This window comes from Mesorhizobium sp. (assembly GCF_965229135.1).
Taxonomy (GTDB): domain Bacteria; phylum Pseudomonadota; class Alphaproteobacteria; order Rhizobiales; family Rhizobiaceae; genus Mesorhizobium.
On record NZ_OZ245860.1, the window covers coordinates 3,786,668 to 3,802,050 of the forward strand.

The following is a 15,383-nucleotide window of genomic DNA, read 5'->3' on the forward strand; positions in this document are numbered from 1 at the left end:
CATGCCGCATCACATTCTCGTTGCCGACGACGATCCGCATATCCGCGAAGTGATCTGCTTCGCGCTGGAAAAGGCTGGCATGAACACGCAAGGGGTGTCCGATGGCGCCGCCGCCCTGCAGGCGGTAGAACGGCGCGCGCCCGATCTCATCGTACTCGACATCGGCATGCCGGAAATGGACGGGCTGGAGGTCTGCCGGCGGCTGCGGCAGCGATCCGATGTGCCGGTGCTGTTCCTGTCGGCGCGCGACGAGGAGATCGACCGCATCCTCGGGCTGGAAATGGGCGGCGACGACTATGTGACGAAACCGTTCAGTCCGCGCGAGCTTGTCGCCCGCGTCAACGTCATCCTGCGGCGCGCCCGCCCGGCGTCGCCCGAACAGACGGATGACAGGCAGTTCGCGCATGGCAAGCTCGCCTTGGCGCCGGCCAGCCATGCCGCCAGCTTCGACGGCCAGCCGCTGGCCCTCACGGCCATGGAATTCTCGATCCTCAAGGGGTTCATGGCGCGGCCCACCCATGTGCTCGACCGCGACATGGTGATGGCCAATGCCTATGCCGGCAATATCCATGTCGCCGACCGCACCGTCGACAGCCATATCCGCAACATCCGCGCCAAGCTGGCGGCGGCGGGTTGCGCGGATGTCATCGAGACCGTGCATGGCGTCGGCTTCCGGCTCGGCCGATGCAACTGACGACCAGTCAAAAATGGATTGGCCGCAAATGGCGGCCTCGCCTCGCCACGGTCGTCGTCGCCATCCTGATCCTGGTGATGGCCTTGCCGCTGGTCGGCCTGTTCTTCTTCCGCCTCTACGAGAACCAGCTGATCCGCCAGACCGAAGCCGAGCTGATCGCGCAAGGTGCCGTCATTGCCGCCATCTATGCTCGGGACGTGCGCGAGGCCGGCATTCCCGCCGACCGGCTCGGCGCGCCCGCGCCCGCCGGCCCAGGCAATGTCAACTATCCCTACCTGCCGATCGAGCCCAGCCTCGACCTGGCCTCCGATGCTGTCCTGCCGACCCGTCCCGCGGGGCAGGCAGCTACCGCCGATCCCGCCTTCGCGGCGATCGGCGCTCGCCTGTCCGGCGTTCTCGACGCCACGCAGAAAACCACGCTTGCCGGCTTCCGGCTGCTCGACCCAAGGGGCGTGGTCATCGCCGGCCGTGATGAGGTCGGGCAGTCGCTGGCCGAGGTGCCGGAGGTGCGGGAAGCGCTCGCCGGCCGCTATGCCAGCGAACTCAGGCTGCGCATTCCCGACCAGCCGACACCGCCGCTCTATTCGGTCAGCCGTGGCACCAGGGTGCGTGTCTTCGTCGCCATGCCTGCGGTCGTCGACGGCCATGTCGCCGGCGTGGTCTATGCGTCGCGGACGCCCAACAACATCGTCAAGCATCTCTATGGCGAGCGCGGCAAGGTGACGGCGGCGGCGATCGCCATCCTCGGCGGCACTCTGCTGATCGGCCTGGTGTTCCTGCGCACCGTCAGCCGGCCGATCTATGCGTTGATCGATCGCACCCAGCGCATCGCCGCCGGCGAGCGCGACGCGATCAGGCCGCTCGACCACCACGGTACGCGCGAGATGGCGGAGCTGTCCGCGGCCTTCCTCGACATGGCCGAAAAACTGCAGGCGCGGTCCGACAGTATCCAGACTTTCGCCACGCACGTCTCGCACGAGCTCAAATCGCCGCTGACGGCAATCCAGGGCGCGGCCGAGCTGCTGCGTGATTCCGGCTCGACAATGGACGAGGCCGAGCTGCGGCGCTTTTCCAACAACATCGTCACCGATGCGGGGCGGCTCAACCTGCTGGTCCGGCGGCTGCTCGAGCTGGCGCGCGCCGAAAACCGCGCGCCCAGTGGCGAAAGCACCTCGGTGAATGCGGCGCTCCCCGTCGACGACAGGTTGGCGGTTCGCGTCGAGGCCGGCGGGGATATCGGCCTGCGCATGTCCACCGAGAACGCGGCCATCGTGCTTGGCAATCTCATCGACAATTCGGCCAGGCATGGGGCGACACTGGTTTCGATCACCACGACGAGCATCGACGGCAAGGCGCGCATCCTGATCGATGATGACGGCGCCGGCATTTCGCCCAGCAACCGGGCGCGAATCTTCGAGCCGTTCTTCACCACGCGCCGCGAATCCGGCGGTACCGGCATGGGTCTAGGCATCGTGCTGGCCCTTCTGAAAGCGCATGATGGCACGATAAGGCTGGTTGACTCCGAGCGCGGCACGCGCTTCGAGATCATCCTGCCTGCCGCGTAACTCCCTATCGGCGGCTCGAATCGGAAAGGGCATAGAAGTGCGCTACGACATCGTCATCATCGGCGGGGCCATCGTCGGTTCCTCGGTCGCCTATTACCTGCGCGAGGAGGGGTTTTCAGGCTCGATCGCGCTGATCGAGCGCGATCCGCAATTCGCGCACGCGGCAACGACATTGTCCATGGCCTCGATCCGCCAGCAATTCTCGATTCCCGAAAACATCCGGCTGTCGCAATTCACGCTGAAACTGTTCCGGCGGCTGAAGGAGGAATTCGGCGACGACGCCGACATCGGATTCCGCGAGGGCGGCTATCTCATCCTCGCCGGCGAGAACGGCTTGCCGATCCTCAGGGCCAATCATGACGCGCAGGTCGCCGAAGGCGCCGACATCGTGCTGGAGGACGCTGACCAACTGGTGCGCCGATTCCCCTGGCTGTCGGCCGAAGGCATCACCGCCGGCGCGTATGGCCGCAGCGGCGAAGGCTGGTTCGACGCGCATGCCATGCTGATGCTGTTCCGCAAGGCGCTGCGCGGCAAGAACGTGGATTTCATCACCGCTTCGGTCACCGGCATCGAGCGGCAAGGCGACCGTGTCACCAGCGTCAGCCTCGACAATGGCGAAAAACTTGAGGCCGGTATTGTCATCAACGCCGCCGGGCCGAACGCCGGCAAGGTCGCGGCATTTGCCGGGCTGCCGCTGCCGGTCGAGCCGCGCAAGCGCAACGTCTTCGTCTTCGAGGCGCGCGAGAAATATGCCGACATGCCGCTGCTGGTCGATCCCTCCGGCATCTATTTGCGCCCGGAAGGCTCGGTTTACCTCACGGGCGGCGGCGAGCCCGAAGATGGCGACGGTCCGGCCGACCCCAAGGATTTCGACGTCGACTGGCCGCTGTTCGAGGAGGTGATCTGGCCGGTCCTGGCAACCCGTATCCCCGCTTTCGAGGCGATCAAGGCGACGCGCGCCTGGGCCGGGCATTATGACTACAACACGCTCGACCAGAACGCGGTGGTCGGGCCGCATCCGCAGGTCGGCAATTTCATCTTCGCCAATGGCTTCTCCGGCCATGGGCTGCAGCAGGCGCCGGCCGTCGGCAAGGCGCTGGCCGAGTTGATCATGCATGGCGGCTACCGCACAGTGGATTGCTCGGCGTTCGGCTACAGCCGCGTGGCCGAAGGAAGGGCGTTTCGGGAATTGAACGTGATCTAGGCAATCATCGCATCGACCGCCAGGGCGTTGCCAAGCGCATGGCCTTCGGCGGTGTTGTCGAAAATGCACCAGACCTCCGCGCCTGAAGCAGCGGCGGTTTCCAGATGTTGCCGGATCGCCGCAAGAGCCTCGGCCTCGTAGTCGGAATAGTAGGTGCGCGGCGCGCCATGCAGTCGGAAATAGGCAAGGCCGGGCCAGCCGCCCGGCAATGCCGCCGATGGGACCGTTGCGGGGTCGGCGGCGATGCGCGCGACGCCGCAAGCGGCCAGCAGCGCATCCGCTTCCGGCGTGAACCAGCTGGCATGGCGTGGTTCGCAGGCGAGCCTTGCGCCGGTTCTTTCGCGAAACATGTGGAAGAAGCTCTCCGCGATGCCCGGATCGAGGCGCAGGCTCGGCGGCAACTGCACCACCAGCACGCCGAGCTTGGCACCGAGACCTCCGACCTCGAGCAGAAATGCCTCGACGAGATCCTCGCAGCCGACCAGACGGCGTTCGTGTGTCACGGCCTTGGGCGTTTTCACCGCGAAGCGGAAACGCTCGGGTACAGAGGCGTTCCAGCGCTCATAGGTCTCGCGGCGATGCGGCTTGTAGAAGGAGGTGTCGATCTCCACGACAGGAAGCCGCAGGGCGTAGCGCTCGAGATGCGAGCCGGATTGCGGGAAGTCTTCCTTATGCCGCGCCGGGATCCCCCAGCCGGCCGTGCCTATGAAAGATCGACGTGTGTCCATGCTCAGGATGTGGACAGCATGGAGGTCAGGTCAAGGCATGCCGACGCTTGCAGCGAAACGAAGGAAGCAGCGGCTTAGGCCGCCGCCAGTCTTCCAGCGTCGACATAGGCTTGCAGCCAGGCCAGCACCCGTCCCCACCCTTTCGTATGTTCGGCCGCCGCGTCGCTCAGCCCGGCAAAGCCGCCATGGCAGACGGTGAGGCGCGTGCCACCGGCGATCGGTTGCAACAGCCAGGCTACCGTCGTTTTCTTGCGGCCAAGGGTCGGGTGGTCCCATTCATACGCCCGTGTCTGCACGATCCGGCGTGGCGTCTCTATGTCGAGGAACTCGCCACTTGCGGGCAGGTCCTCGCCGTCGGCTGTTTTGACGGTCACAGCCCAGCGACCGCCGACACGAAGATCGGCCGACCAGCCGGCCAGCCGGTAGGTGTCGGCGGAGCCCCACCATTCCTCGACCTCGTCCGTGACCAGTGCGCGGAAGACGCGCTCGGGAGTCGAGCCGATCTCGGCCGATGCCATGATGGTCTCGCCATTGGTCATGCTTTGTACGATGGGGCCATGCATCATGAATGCCTCCCGAGAAGATTGTTTCGTTATCGAACGAGGGTTCAACCCTTCGAGGCCGGGCGCGACAGGCCCTTGCCGGTTTCCAGCAGGCTCTTGAGGCTCGACAGCACCAACGGCCAGCCCTTGCCGACATGCTCCAGGAGTCTGTGCGGACCATCCGCCTCGTGGGTGACCGCAAGCTTCATCATGTCGCCTTCCTGCTCGATGACGAAGGTGCAGCGCGTGTAGCCGTCGGCCTTCACCTCCGGCATGAATTCGTTGCGCCATTTGATGACCAGACGCCTTGGCGGATCGACCTCGAGGATCTCGCCGCTGTCTGTGACGCGGCCGTCGGCATAGACCATCTTCCACGCCGAACCCTTCTTCCATTCGCTCTGCATCCGGGCGCCGAGGAAATATTGCTGGTGAAACTCCGGTTCGGTCAGCGCTTTCCAGAGCTTTTCGGGCGTGGTGCGGATGTAGGTCACATAGACGAAGGCGTTGCTCATGGCTCTTCCCTTTCGAGGCGTCTCTTCAAATCGCCGAGGGCATCAAGCCGCCCCCGCTCGAACTTGCCGATCCAGCGGTCGGCGATCTCGTTGATGGGAACGGGGTTGAGGTAATGCTCCTTCTCGCGCCCCTTGCGGATGGTGGCGACGAGGTTTGCCTCCTCGAGGATCGCCAGATGCTTGGTCACCGCCTGGCGCGTCATGTCCATCCGCTCGCACAGCCCGTTCAGCGTCTGCCCGTTCCGTTCATAAAGGCTGTCCAGCAATTGCCGGCGTGTCGGGTCGGCCAGGGCGCGAAAGACGGCATCCATGCTCATGGCTCTAATATGCAACCATTTAGTTGCATGTCAAGCGACATGGCTCTCACGTCGGAAGGCGACGAACTCGTGAGGAATGAATCAGCGCTTCCGGTTGAACCAGAAGGCATCGGCCATGCGCTTCATGCCAATGCGTTCGTAGAAGCCGACGGCGTCGGGTACGGAGAGCAGGCTGATGGCGACGGACGGCCCAAGCTGCCGCCGCGCCTCGTTCAGCAGGCCCTTGCCGATGCCAAGCCCTTGTGCCGAGCCGGACACGGCAAGTTCCGAGATATAGCAGACCCAGGAAAAGTCGGTGATGCCGCGGGCAACGCCGACCAGCGGCTTGCCGGCGATATCGAGGCGCGCCGTCAGCACCAGATTGGCGCCCGACAGCATTGTCTTCAAGCGCGCCTCGTCATCGATGGGGCGTGTCTCGCCGAGGCCGGATTCGATCAGCACGCGGCGGAATTCGGCGGCGTCGAGCGTCGGCTCGCTTGCATAAAGGACGTGGGAACGTTCAGCCATGCCAGCCAGACTGCACCAGGGGACGGCCATTTCGAAGCTGTTTCTGCATTCTCATATGCATCGCCATGGACCAAGCCCGGCCGGGAACAGCCGCCTTTTATTTGCCCACGGCTTTGTGTAAACCGTGCGTCAGCAATCCCCTGCAACGAAGACACGGGCAAAAGCCATGGAAAAGTTCACCAAGCTCACCGGCGTCGCCGCTCCGATGCCGATCATCAATGTCGACACCGACATGATCATCCCCAAGGATTATCTCAAGACGATCAAGCGCACCGGACTCGGCACCGGCCTGTTCGCCGAAATGCGCTACAATGACGACGGCTCGGAAAATCCTGATTTCGTTCTCAACAAACCGGCCTACCGCAAGGCGCAGATCCTGGTCGCCGGCGACAATTTCGGCTGCGGCTCGTCGCGCGAGCACGCGCCGTGGGCGCTGCTCGATTTCGGCATCCGTTGCGTCATCTCGACCTCGTTCGCCGATATCTTCTACAACAACTGCTTCAAGAACGGCGTGCTGCCGATCACCGTCAGCCCCGAGGACCTGGAGAAGCTGATGGATGACGCCTCGCGCGGCTCCAACGCGACGCTTTCGGTGGACCTCGAGGCCAAGGAAATCCATGGGCCGGATGGCGGCGTGGTGAAGTTCGACCTCGATGACTTCAAGCGGCACTGCATGCTCAATGGCCTCGACGATATCGGCCTGACCATGGAGAAGGCCGGCGCCATCACATCGTTCGAAAAGCGGAACGCCGAACTGCGCCCCTGGGCTTGAAAGACGCGGGCTGAACGACAGGGCCGCCCCCAACGGGCGGTCTAGCGCCTGGTGAACGGAGGATTGCCATGACACGCTTGCTGCTCGCTGGCGCCAGTGCATTGGTGCTGATGGTCCTGCCCGCGGCAGGGGCGTTCGCACAGTCGGCACCCGCGGCCAGCCCGCCGGCCGCAAGCCAGGACAATACGGGTGCTTCCGACCAGGGCCAGGCGCCTATCCCGTTCGAAGGCGGCCAACTGACCATCAAGCAGCCTGAGCAGGATGGCGAGAAGGTGCTTGCGTTCGACGGCCAGACGCTGGCCAGCAACTACGATGTTTCCTTCGACAAGATCGCCATAATATCGGACATCAAGGTGGCGCTGTTCGATGTCGGCGACGGCGGCAACCAGTGCGGGCCGGCAAAGGTTATCGTGTGGAAGCCGGAAGGCGGCGCCATCCAGAGCACCAAGGTCGAGCAGGACGAATGCGGCGCGCCGCCGGCCGCGATCTCCGACAGCGCCATCTACTTCGTGCCCTATCTGCTGCCGGGAGACTCGAAGCCGGCTTTGCAGTGGTCGCCGCAGGGCGGCCTTTCGACCTCCGGCAACCTCACCTACATGCCCGAACCCGGCACGCAGTGGAAGGATGTCGATCCGTCGAAATACGACAACATTATCGACGCGTTCCGCAACGAGGCGGTCTACAAGCAGGCCCAGACGCTGCTCGGCAAGGACATGACCGAGATGGCGACCAGCCTGCTGGTCGGCGGCGGCACGGAAAAGACTGCTTCCGGCGCCTTCTACGCCACGGGCTGCGTGCCGCATGACTGCGGCGGCAATGATGGCTTCATGGCGGTCGACCCGGCAAACCAGAAGCTCTATTTCGCCCGGCGCGGCGACAATGGCGACCCCCAGGCCTGGCCCGCTGTAACGACATGGCCGGCCGACATCAAGGCAGCGCTGGACAAGGTATCCGGGTCGGCGAACTGACCCGCGTTTCGTTCGCGATTTACCGACGGAGGTCATGATGCAAAATCGGCGGCAGGTAACGGCAGCCGGGCTGCTTCTCGGCAGCGGCCTGCTCGCGCCGGCGCTGGCCCAATCGGCTCCCTCGCCCGGGTCGTTGGCCGAACAATTCGCGGCGACACTGAGCGCGGGCGATATCGATGGCTTCGCCGCGCTGTTCGCCGACAGCTATGTAAATCACCAACAGAGCGCAGCGGCACCGCCGCCGGCGAACGTCACCCCGAAACAGGGAAGCGTCGCCTTCTTCAAGGCGCGGCTCGCGGCGATGCCAGACCTCAAGGTCGCCATCGAAGCGGTGGTCGCCGACAAGGACCATGTCGCGGCAAGCTTCGTCTACAGCGGCACACACAAGGGTGTCTATTTTGGCGTCGCGCCGACCGGCCGCGCACTGCGCTTTACCTCATGTGACATTTTTCGTGTCCAGGATGGTCTCATCGTCGAGCACTGGGGCATGGGCGATATCGCAGGCGTCCTGGCGCAACTGCGAGCCTGACGGTCAAGACGGCAGAAAATATACGAGGACACCATGCGCAGACTGATCTCCACCGGTTCGCCTTTCGAAAAGACCGCGGGCTATTCGCGCGCCGTGGTGCAGGGCGACTGGTGCTTCGTGTCCGGAACGACCGGCTACGACTATGCGACCATGACGATGCCGGAGACGGTCGAGGCGCAGACGCGCAATTGCCTGGCGACGATCGGCAAGGCGCTGAAGGACGGCGGCTTCGACATGGCCGACGTGGTGCGGGCGCACTACTACATCACCGACCAGGCTTTCGTTGACGTCGTGTTCCCGATCCTCGGCGAGGCCTTCGGCGACATCCGGCCGGCGGCGACGATGATCGTCTGCCAGCTCAACAAGCCGGAAATGAAGATCGAGATCGAAGTGACGGCATTGCGGCGCACGGCGTGACGGTCAAGCCATGAAGGTTCGGCGCATCATTGCCAACATTGAGACGCGAGATGTCGCGGCGGCGAAGCGTTTCTACCAGGACGTGCTTGGCCTTGATCTGCTGATGGACCATGGCTGGATCGCCACCTATGGTTCGACCGAGACCATGAGCGTCCAAGTCAGCTTCGCCGAGCAAGGCGGGTCGGGCACGCCGGTGCCGGACCTGTCGATCGAGGTCGATGATGTCGAGGCAGCGCTTGAGGGCATGAAGGCGGCCGGCTTCGCCATCGAATACGGACCGGCCGACGAGCCGTGGGGCGTCAGGCGCTTCTATGTGCGCGATCCCCTGGGCCGGCTGGTCAACATTCTCTCGCATCGGTGATGGCTTCTCGCCCTGGCTATTGAGCTGCAGGCTTGCGCGCTGGGCGCAGGGCGTTTAGCAAGGCCGCGGTCGCACAGCGCCGCGCCTCCTTGGACGCACCTGACGTTGTGCAAAATCGAAGCGCAATCTTTCTGGGACGGTTTTCCATGGCAACGAAGCATCTTTTCCTGCTCCCCGGCGACGGCATCGGCCCAGAGGCCATGGCCGAGGTCAAGAAACTGATCGCGGCCATGAATGAAAAGCTGGGCAGCGGCTTCGTAACCGACGAGGGCCTGGTCGGCGGCTCGGCCTATGACGCGCATGGCGCGGCGATTTCCGATGCCGACATGGAAAAGGCGATGGCGGCGGACGCCGTGCTGTTCGGCGCGGTCGGCGGCCCCAAATGGGATGCCGTGCCTTATGAGGTGCGCCCCGAAGCCGGCCTGCTGCGCCTGCGCAAGGACATGGAGCTGTTCGCCAATCTGCGCCCCGCCATCTGCTATCCGGCGCTGGCCGCATCCTCCTCGCTCAAGCAGGAGGTGGTCGAAGGCCTCGACATCCTCATCGTGCGCGAATTGACCGGCGGCGTCTATTTCGGCGAGCCCAAGCAGATCATCGATCTCGGCAACGGCCAGAAGCGCGGCATCGACACGCAGGTCTACGACACGTTCGAGATCGAGCGCATCTCGGGCGTCGCCTTCGAGCTGGCGCGGACGCGCAAGAACCACGTCACCTCGATGGAAAAGCGCAACGTCATGAAGTCCGGCGTGTTGTGGAACGAGGTCGTCACCCAGACCCACAAGGCAAGGTACGCCGACGTCAAGCTCGACCACATGCTGGCGGACGCCGGCGGCATGCAGCTGGTGCGCTGGCCAAAGCAGTTCGACGTCATCGTCACCGACAATCTGTTCGGCGACATGCTGTCCGACATCGCCGCCATGCTGACCGGCTCGATCGGCATGTTGCCGTCGGCCTCGCTCGGCGCGCCGGACGGCAAGACCAAGAAGCGCAAGGCGCTTTACGAGCCTGTGCATGGCTCGGCGCCCGATATCGCCGGCAAGGGCATCGCCAATCCAATCGCCATGATCGCATCCTTCGCCATGTGCCTGCGCTATTCGTTCGGCATGGTCGAGGAAGCCGACCGCGTGGAAAGCGCGATTGCCGCCGTGCTCGACCAGGGCTTGCGCACCAAGGACATCCTGTCCGAGGGCATGACCGAGGTCGGCACGGTTGAGATGGGCGACGCGATCATCGCCAGGTTCCTCGGCTGACAAATGCATGGGCGAGGTGCGGGCCGCCATTGAAAGGGATTTTCTTGGTGAGCACGAACGTCAGGTTGACTTTCGCGGCGATCAGCACTTCGCGCCATTGCTGCAGTTCATCTGCGAACGATATCAGGTCGAAAGGAGTGATCTCTACCTACTGGAGATCACTCCTGATCAATATGAGCTGAGTCTCTTGATCTGGCTTTGGCCCGATAGGGTGGTTGGATGCGAAGTCGCCCGTGAAGGATCAAAATTCGAGATTGTCGGAACTGGGACGATCCAGACCCATAAGAAGTCCCTTCGCGGTCGCAAGGCTAAGCACTTCAAGATTGTCGAACGCATCGCTTTGAGCGAGCACGATCAATCCTAGCCATCAGGCCTTAGCGGATCTCGCCGGCAAGCTGCCGCAGCAGGCCGACGAGTTGCGCTTCGTCCACCGGTTCGAAAAAGGCCGCGTCGGCGGTCTCGACGGCGACGATGGCGCGCTGCGCGGCCGCCGCGCCGGCGGCGGTGATGCGGATCACCTTGGCCCGGGAATCGTGCGGGTCGGTTTCCCGCGCGATCAATCCCTTGGCCTCGAGCCGGGCAACGACATCCGACGTCATCTTCACTTCGGTGCCCGCCTGGGCGGCGAGCTGCACCTGGTTGGGCGGCTCGCCATTGCGACCCAGCCACATCGCCGAGGCCAGCAGCACGAACTGGACGTGTGTCAGGTCAAGCGGGGCCAGTGCCGCCGTCATGACGCGCTGCCAACGCATGGTGGTTCGCCAGAGCAACAATCCGGGGCTCTCCGACGGTCCCTCGAAGCGGGTGTCCAGTTCCTGCTTGTCAGCCAAGGTTCTCAAACTCCTTCGCCTGCTCCAACAGCCTGGCCATCGAGACGTCGAAATCGCCGCTGATCTGCGGTCCGAGTTCGGGTCCGACCTTGGCGGCCGAGGGGCCGGAGATCTCGAGCCGGTGCGTTACCCGCGTACCATCTTCGACAGGCGTCAGCGTATGCCGGAACAGCAGTTTCGCGTCGCCAAACGAGGTCTCGTCAGCGTAGGTCACATTATCGACGAGGTCGACGATGGTCGATTCGAACGTGTCCTGGCCGACCGGCGTCACCGAGACTCGGGTACCCTTCGCGAACGGCCCGTGCAGGACGAATGTGTCGGATCCCTCATAGGTGAGGCGGCCTTCGTGCAATGCCTTGAGCGCGTTCCAGATGGCGCGCGCCGGAAGGGGGGAAATGGCGGTGAATTCGTTGCTCCACATTGTCTTGGCTCCATTCCTGCGTGATTGATGATTTAATCTGCGCACAGACTATCTGTGCACAGATCAAATTGCAAGCGGAATCTTTTGCGCCATCCAGAAAGCGGTTTGCCCACCTCTCTCGCGTTTGGCATAACGCACCCATGCATCCGGATCGTCCAAAGCAGGCAATGACAGTAGAGAACTTGAGTGCCACCGCCGCGAGGAAAGACGAACAGGACGCAAGATCTCCGATGTTGGCGATCGATGCGACGGGCTTGCTGTCATGGGGGGGCGGTGCGCTCGCCGGCATCCAGCGGATCGAGGACTTTCTCATCAAGGCCGCGTTTGCCGACCCCGATCCCAATATCGAAGTGGTTGCGCTGAACCTTTCGAACCAGCGCTTCCGCAGGCTCTATCCTTTCGAGCAGCAACGGCTGCCGGCCGACGACGTCGCGCCATTTCGTGCAAGGCGATGGGCGGGATCGGCGACAGCGATGCGGCAGGCGTTCGAGGCGATCCGGAATTTTCCGATGGCCAAGAGAGAGGCGGATCGCCAGCTCGCGCGCATGGCGACCAATGGCGATACGGGGCTGCGTTCCCTCGCCGCCAGGCTGCTGTTTCGCGCGTATCGGCTGTACAGGCGGGCACATCTGCGTCTTGGCTGGTCCAAACGCGCCGCGCCGCCACCACCCATCGATGTCGAACTCTCGACCGTGCTGATCAGCCACCAGGTGCTCGTCGGAGACAACAGGGCGCCTGTCTCGAACACCACCAACAGGATCGCGTTCCTCTGCCACGACCTCATCCCCACGATACGGCCCGACCTCGTGTCGCAGGGCAAGCTTGAGCGGGCTTTCGGACCCAATCTGGAATCACTGGTGCGATCCGGGGCGACAGCATTCTGCACATCGCGTGCCGCCGGCGAGATGCTGACCAGCCATATGGACCGGGCAGGCATAAGCCTGGCCGGCCTTCATCGCTTTCCGATGCCTTCCCTGCTTCACGAAGCGGCTTCCAGGCGCAACATGACCTCGCGTCTCGAAGCCGACGAGCCGTTCGTCCTCTATTGCTCGACCATCGAAGTGCGCAAGAACCACATCATGCTGGCCAGGATCTGGAAGCAGGCGCTGGACGAGGGCGTCAGACTGCCGAAGCTGGTCTGCGTCGGGCGGTGGGGCTGGATGATCGAAGAGCTGACGGCCTATCTGAAGTCGCATCCGGAGCTCTCCCGGTCGATTGTGTTCACCGGCCCGATCAGCGACGATGAGCTCATCCGCCATTATCGCACCGCGTCCTTTGGCGTCTTTCCCTCGCACATCGAGGGTTGGGGCTATGCCGCCTCGGAATGTCTCGATTTTGGAGTCCCCGTCATCGTGTCGACGACGCCATCCTTGATCGAGGCGACGGGAGGCCTGATGCCGGCGATCGATTCCACCGATCAGGCAGGCTGGTACGCCGCGATCCGCAGGATGGCCGAGGACAAGGCATGGCATGCCGCCCTGACCGACAGTATCGCCCGGCAACACCGGCCGACATCCTCGGCCGCCAGCTGGGCGACCATCAAGGCCGGCCTGCAAGCGACCGCGGCAAGCGTGGGACTTCAGCGGAAATAGCCGCGGGTTGGCAGCAAATCACGAAAGCCGGTCAGTCCGGCCGCTTCTTCGGCTTCTTGTGCTTCGGCGGCCCGGCCTTGTCGAATTTCGGCTTGCCCGGCTTCTTCGCCCAAGGTGTCGTCTCGCTCGCGGCGGCGGGGCGGTGGTCGGCCGCAGGCGCGCGCTTCTCGAATTTCGGCCTTGGGGCGTTCTGGTCGAACGGTCGCTTGCCGCGATGCGGCTTCTTGTCGGGCTGTGGCGGCTGATAGCCGGCCCTCGACAGGTCGGGCGTGCCTTCCAGCCGCTTGACCCTGATGTTGTCCTGCAGCTTGCGATCGGGGCCGATCGCGGCCAGGAACCGGTCGGCCCAGTCGGCGGCGATCTGCACGAAGGTTTCTTCCTGCTGCATCTTGATGGCGCCGATCTCGCGCTTGCTGATGCCGCCGGTGCGGCACAGCATCGGGATCAGCCAGCGCGGCTCGGCATTCTGCCTGCGACCCACCGAAACCGAGAACCAGACGCTGTCGCCGAAATCCTCGCGACGGCCTGGCGCTTCATCGCGGCGCGCGAACTGGTCGCCTGCCGGCTTCTCACGCGAAGGCGTGAAGGGCGCGACATCCATGAGATCCTCGGGCGCCGAGCGGCTGCCGCGACACAGCCGCACGAAGGCCGCCGCCACCTGTTCGGCGCCGTGCAGTTCAAGAAGCTCGGTGACAAAACCGCGCTCATCATCCTTCAAGGGCTCGCTGAAGGTGGGATCGGCGAGGATGCGCTCGTCGTCGCGGCGCAGCACGTCGTCGGCCGAAGGCGGGCTTGCCCATGTCGCCTTGAGGCCGGCATTCTGCAGGAGACGTTCGGTGCGCTTGCGCGCGCTGTTGGGCACGATCAGCGCGCTGACGCCCTTGCGTCCGGCCCGCCCGGTTCGCCCGCTGCGATGCAGAAGCGTTTCCGGATTGGTCGGCAGGTCGGCATGAACGACGAGCTCGAGATTCGGCAGGTCGATGCCGCGCGCCGCAACGTCGGTGGCGATGCAGACCTTGGCGCGGCCGTCGCGCATCGCCTGCAGCGCATGGCTGCGCTCGTTCTGGCTGAGTTCGCCCGAGAGCGCGACCACGGAGAAGTTACGGTTGTTGAAGCGCGCGGTGAGATGGTTGACGGCGGCACGCGTGTTGCAGAACACCAGCGCGTTCTTGGCCTCATAGTAGCGCAGCACGTTGATGATGGCGTTCTCGCGATCCGGGTGCGCGACGCTCAGCGCCCTGTATTCGATGTCGAGATGCTGCTTTTCCTCGCCGGCGGCCGAAATGCGCACGGCATTGCGCTGATAGCCCTGGGCCAGCGTGGCGATGGAGCGCGGCACGGTGGCCGAGAACATCAGCGTACGGCGTTCGGCCGGGGCCGCGTCGAGAATGAATTCCAGGTCTTCGCGAAATCCGAGGTCGAGCATCTCGTCGGCTTCGTCGAGGACGACGGCCTTGAGCGCCGACATGTCCAGCGAGTGACGCGTGATGTGGTCGCGCAGGCGGCCGGGCGTGCCGACGACGATATGGGCGCCGCGCTCCAGCACGCGCCGTTCGCCGCGCATGTCCATGCCGCCGACGCAGGACGCCACCGTGGCGCCGGTCAGCTCGTAGAGCCATTCCAGCTCGCGCGTCACTTGCAGTGCGAGTTCGCGGGTCGGCGCGACGGCCAGGGCTAGGGGTGCCGCGGCTTGCGAGAAACGCTCCGCGCCGTCGAGAAGGGTGGGCGCCAGCGCAAGGCCGAAGGCCACCGTCTTGCCGGAGCCCGTCTGCGCCGAAACCAGCGCGTCGGCTTGTCCGAGTTCAGGGGCCAGAACAGCCTTCTGAACTGGCGTCAGCTCGGAATAGCCGCGTTTTTCCAGCGCCTTTGCCAGCGCTGGGACAATGCCATCAACCTTGATCATCTTCGTCTTTCGGATTTCGGGGGCCTGCGCGCCCGGCAATGGATCGTCCATCCGTGAGCGCATGCCGAGGCCAGACGCACCGCCAGCCAGAACACTTTCGCCGTTCCTACTTCGCGCGGCCGCCATTGTACAGGGTGCGCGCGCAAAGCTTGCGTTCGGCGCGATTGACTCTTTTGGCAAAGCGCGTAAAAGCCGGCTCCGAACAGGACAGCTTCGATGCGCGGCCTTCCAATGGCGCCTTTTGCATTCGACTTCCCCGGCCATGGCGACA

19 protein-coding genes are annotated in these 15,383 nt (G+C 64.2%); 11 read left to right on the plus strand and 8 right to left on the minus strand.

The features are described 5' to 3' along the window. The first annotated feature begins 1 nt into the window (after position 1). From ACO07C_RS17905 to ACO07C_RS17915, 3 genes are read left to right on the plus strand one after another with little or no spacing between them, the layout of a single operon-like run. Positions 2-694 (plus strand): response regulator transcription factor, encoded by a 693-nt coding sequence (locus ACO07C_RS17905; RefSeq protein WP_421915480.1) that lies wholly within the window; start codon positions 2-4, stop codon positions 692-694. Then, positions 685-2,259 (plus strand): ATP-binding protein, encoded by a 1,575-nt coding sequence (locus tag ACO07C_RS17910; RefSeq protein ID WP_421915481.1) that lies wholly within the window; start codon positions 685-687, stop codon positions 2,257-2,259. Before ACO07C_RS17905 ends, ACO07C_RS17910 begins: the two co-directional genes overlap by 10 nt. Before the next feature lie 37 nt (positions 2,260-2,296). Further along, positions 2,297-3,463 (plus strand): NAD(P)/FAD-dependent oxidoreductase, encoded by a 1,167-nt coding sequence (locus ACO07C_RS17915; protein ID WP_421915482.1) that lies wholly within the window; start codon positions 2,297-2,299, stop codon positions 3,461-3,463. On the opposite strand, the gene ACO07C_RS17920 is transcribed toward ACO07C_RS17915, so the two are convergent. From ACO07C_RS17920 to ACO07C_RS17940, 5 genes are all read right to left on the minus strand, one after another. After that, positions 3,460-4,191, minus strand: a complete 732-nt coding sequence (locus ACO07C_RS17920; RefSeq protein WP_421915483.1) for a DUF72 domain-containing protein — start codon at positions 4,189-4,191, stop codon at positions 3,460-3,462. The genes ACO07C_RS17915 and ACO07C_RS17920 overlap by 4 nt on opposite strands. A 74-nt stretch (positions 4,192-4,265) precedes the next feature. After that, positions 4,266-4,757, minus strand: a complete 492-nt coding sequence (locus ACO07C_RS17925) for an SRPBCC family protein (RefSeq protein ID WP_421915484.1) — start codon at positions 4,755-4,757, stop codon at positions 4,266-4,268. 41 nt (positions 4,758-4,798) lie between these two features. Beyond that, a complete protein-coding gene (locus tag ACO07C_RS17930) occupies positions 4,799-5,245 on the minus strand; it encodes an SRPBCC family protein (protein ID WP_421915485.1) in 447 nt (148 codons plus the stop codon). After that, a complete protein-coding gene (locus tag ACO07C_RS17935) occupies positions 5,242-5,556 on the minus strand; it encodes an ArsR/SmtB family transcription factor (protein ID WP_421915486.1) in 315 nt (104 codons plus the stop codon). Before ACO07C_RS17935 ends, ACO07C_RS17930 begins: the two co-directional genes overlap by 4 nt. Before the next feature lie 87 nt (positions 5,557-5,643). Then, the gene (locus ACO07C_RS17940) at positions 5,644-6,069 is read right to left on the minus strand and encodes a GNAT family N-acetyltransferase (protein WP_421915487.1); all 426 of its coding nucleotides are present in this window, start codon (positions 6,067-6,069) and stop codon (positions 5,644-5,646) included. Positions 6,070-6,235: 166 nt separating this feature from the next. Here ACO07C_RS17940 and leuD point away from each other — a divergent pair, with 166 nt between their 5' ends. From leuD to ACO07C_RS17975, 7 genes are all read left to right on the plus strand, one after another. Beyond that, positions 6,236-6,841: a 3-isopropylmalate dehydratase small subunit gene (leuD, locus tag ACO07C_RS17945; RefSeq protein ID WP_421915488.1), complete on the plus strand. Its 606-nt coding sequence runs from the start codon at positions 6,236-6,238 to the stop codon at positions 6,839-6,841. A gap of 68 nt (positions 6,842-6,909) precedes the next feature. Then, complete coding sequence (locus ACO07C_RS17950; RefSeq protein ID WP_421915489.1) at positions 6,910-7,809, plus strand: hypothetical protein; 900 nt, start codon at positions 6,910-6,912, stop codon at positions 7,807-7,809. Positions 7,810-7,846: 37 nt separating this feature from the next. Next, positions 7,847-8,338 (plus strand): ester cyclase, encoded by a 492-nt coding sequence (locus ACO07C_RS17955; RefSeq protein WP_421915490.1) that lies wholly within the window; start codon positions 7,847-7,849, stop codon positions 8,336-8,338. 33 nt (positions 8,339-8,371) lie between these two features. Beyond that, positions 8,372-8,755: a RidA family protein gene (locus ACO07C_RS17960; protein WP_421915491.1), complete on the plus strand. Its 384-nt coding sequence runs from the start codon at positions 8,372-8,374 to the stop codon at positions 8,753-8,755. A gap of 10 nt (positions 8,756-8,765) precedes the next feature. Then, the gene (locus ACO07C_RS17965) at positions 8,766-9,116 is read left to right on the plus strand and encodes a VOC family protein (protein ID WP_421915492.1); all 351 of its coding nucleotides are present in this window, start codon (positions 8,766-8,768) and stop codon (positions 9,114-9,116) included. Positions 9,117-9,262: 146 nt separating this feature from the next. Further along, positions 9,263-10,366: a 3-isopropylmalate dehydrogenase gene (gene leuB, locus ACO07C_RS17970; protein WP_421915493.1), complete on the plus strand. Its 1,104-nt coding sequence runs from the start codon at positions 9,263-9,265 to the stop codon at positions 10,364-10,366. A 7-nt stretch (positions 10,367-10,373) separates the two neighbouring features. Further along, positions 10,374-10,730, plus strand: coding sequence for a hypothetical protein (locus ACO07C_RS17975; RefSeq protein WP_421915494.1), 357 nt, complete (start codon positions 10,374-10,376; stop codon positions 10,728-10,730). Between the two features lie 10 nt (positions 10,731-10,740). Here ACO07C_RS17975 and ACO07C_RS17980 read toward each other — a convergent pair whose 3' ends face one another. Further along, positions 10,741-11,196 (minus strand): MarR family winged helix-turn-helix transcriptional regulator, encoded by a 456-nt coding sequence (locus tag ACO07C_RS17980; RefSeq protein WP_421915495.1) that lies wholly within the window; start codon positions 11,194-11,196, stop codon positions 10,741-10,743. Next, complete coding sequence (locus ACO07C_RS17985; protein WP_421915496.1) at positions 11,189-11,617, minus strand: polyketide cyclase; 429 nt, start codon at positions 11,615-11,617, stop codon at positions 11,189-11,191. The genes ACO07C_RS17980 and ACO07C_RS17985 overlap by 8 nt, the downstream gene beginning before the upstream one ends. Positions 11,618-11,847: 230 nt before the next feature. Here ACO07C_RS17985 and ACO07C_RS17990 point away from each other — a divergent pair, with 230 nt between their 5' ends. Then, positions 11,848-13,209, plus strand: a complete 1,362-nt coding sequence (locus ACO07C_RS17990; protein ID WP_421915497.1) for a glycosyltransferase — start codon at positions 11,848-11,850, stop codon at positions 13,207-13,209. Between the two features lie 31 nt (positions 13,210-13,240). Here ACO07C_RS17990 and ACO07C_RS17995 read toward each other — a convergent pair whose 3' ends face one another. Continuing rightward, positions 13,241-15,112, minus strand: coding sequence for a DEAD/DEAH box helicase (locus ACO07C_RS17995; protein ID WP_421915498.1), 1,872 nt, complete (start codon positions 15,110-15,112; stop codon positions 13,241-13,243). Positions 15,113-15,383 lie beyond the last annotated feature (271 nt).

Bases quoted from the DNA above. Each gene is read 5' to 3' on its own strand.
- ACO07C_RS17950 (WP_421915489.1), top strand. From the start codon at position 6,910: ATGACACGCTTGCTGCTCGCTGGCGCCAGTGCATTGGTGCTGATGGTC.
- ACO07C_RS17925 (WP_421915484.1), bottom strand. From the start codon at position 4,757: ATGATGCATGGCCCCATCGTACAAAGCATGACCAATGGCGAGACCATC.
- ACO07C_RS17910 (WP_421915481.1), top strand. From the start codon at position 685: ATGCAACTGACGACCAGTCAAAAATGGATTGGCCGCAAATGGCGGCCT.
- ACO07C_RS17920 (WP_421915483.1), bottom strand. From the start codon at position 4,191: ATGGACACACGTCGATCTTTCATAGGCACGGCCGGCTGGGGGATCCCG.
- ACO07C_RS17990 (WP_421915497.1), top strand. From the start codon at position 11,848: ATGTTGGCGATCGATGCGACGGGCTTGCTGTCATGGGGGGGCGGTGCG.
- ACO07C_RS17935 (WP_421915486.1), bottom strand. From the start codon at position 5,556: ATGGATGCCGTCTTTCGCGCCCTGGCCGACCCGACACGCCGGCAATTG.
- ACO07C_RS17975 (WP_421915494.1), top strand. From the start codon at position 10,374: ATGGGCGAGGTGCGGGCCGCCATTGAAAGGGATTTTCTTGGTGAGCAC.
- ACO07C_RS17960 (WP_421915491.1), top strand. From the start codon at position 8,372: ATGCGCAGACTGATCTCCACCGGTTCGCCTTTCGAAAAGACCGCGGGC.
- ACO07C_RS17995 (WP_421915498.1), bottom strand. From the start codon at position 15,112: ATGATCAAGGTTGATGGCATTGTCCCAGCGCTGGCAAAGGCGCTGGAA.
- ACO07C_RS17955 (WP_421915490.1), top strand. From the start codon at position 7,847: ATGCAAAATCGGCGGCAGGTAACGGCAGCCGGGCTGCTTCTCGGCAGC.
- ACO07C_RS17985 (WP_421915496.1), bottom strand. From the start codon at position 11,617: ATGTGGAGCAACGAATTCACCGCCATTTCCCCCCTTCCGGCGCGCGCC.
- ACO07C_RS17940 (WP_421915487.1), bottom strand. From the start codon at position 6,069: ATGGCTGAACGTTCCCACGTCCTTTATGCAAGCGAGCCGACGCTCGAC.
- ACO07C_RS17965 (WP_421915492.1), top strand. From the start codon at position 8,766: ATGAAGGTTCGGCGCATCATTGCCAACATTGAGACGCGAGATGTCGCG.
- leuB (WP_421915493.1), top strand. From the start codon at position 9,263: ATGGCAACGAAGCATCTTTTCCTGCTCCCCGGCGACGGCATCGGCCCA.
- ACO07C_RS17905 (WP_421915480.1), top strand. From the start codon at position 2: ATGCCGCATCACATTCTCGTTGCCGACGACGATCCGCATATCCGCGAA.
- leuD (WP_421915488.1), top strand. From the start codon at position 6,236: ATGGAAAAGTTCACCAAGCTCACCGGCGTCGCCGCTCCGATGCCGATC.
- ACO07C_RS17930 (WP_421915485.1), bottom strand. From the start codon at position 5,245: ATGAGCAACGCCTTCGTCTATGTGACCTACATCCGCACCACGCCCGAA.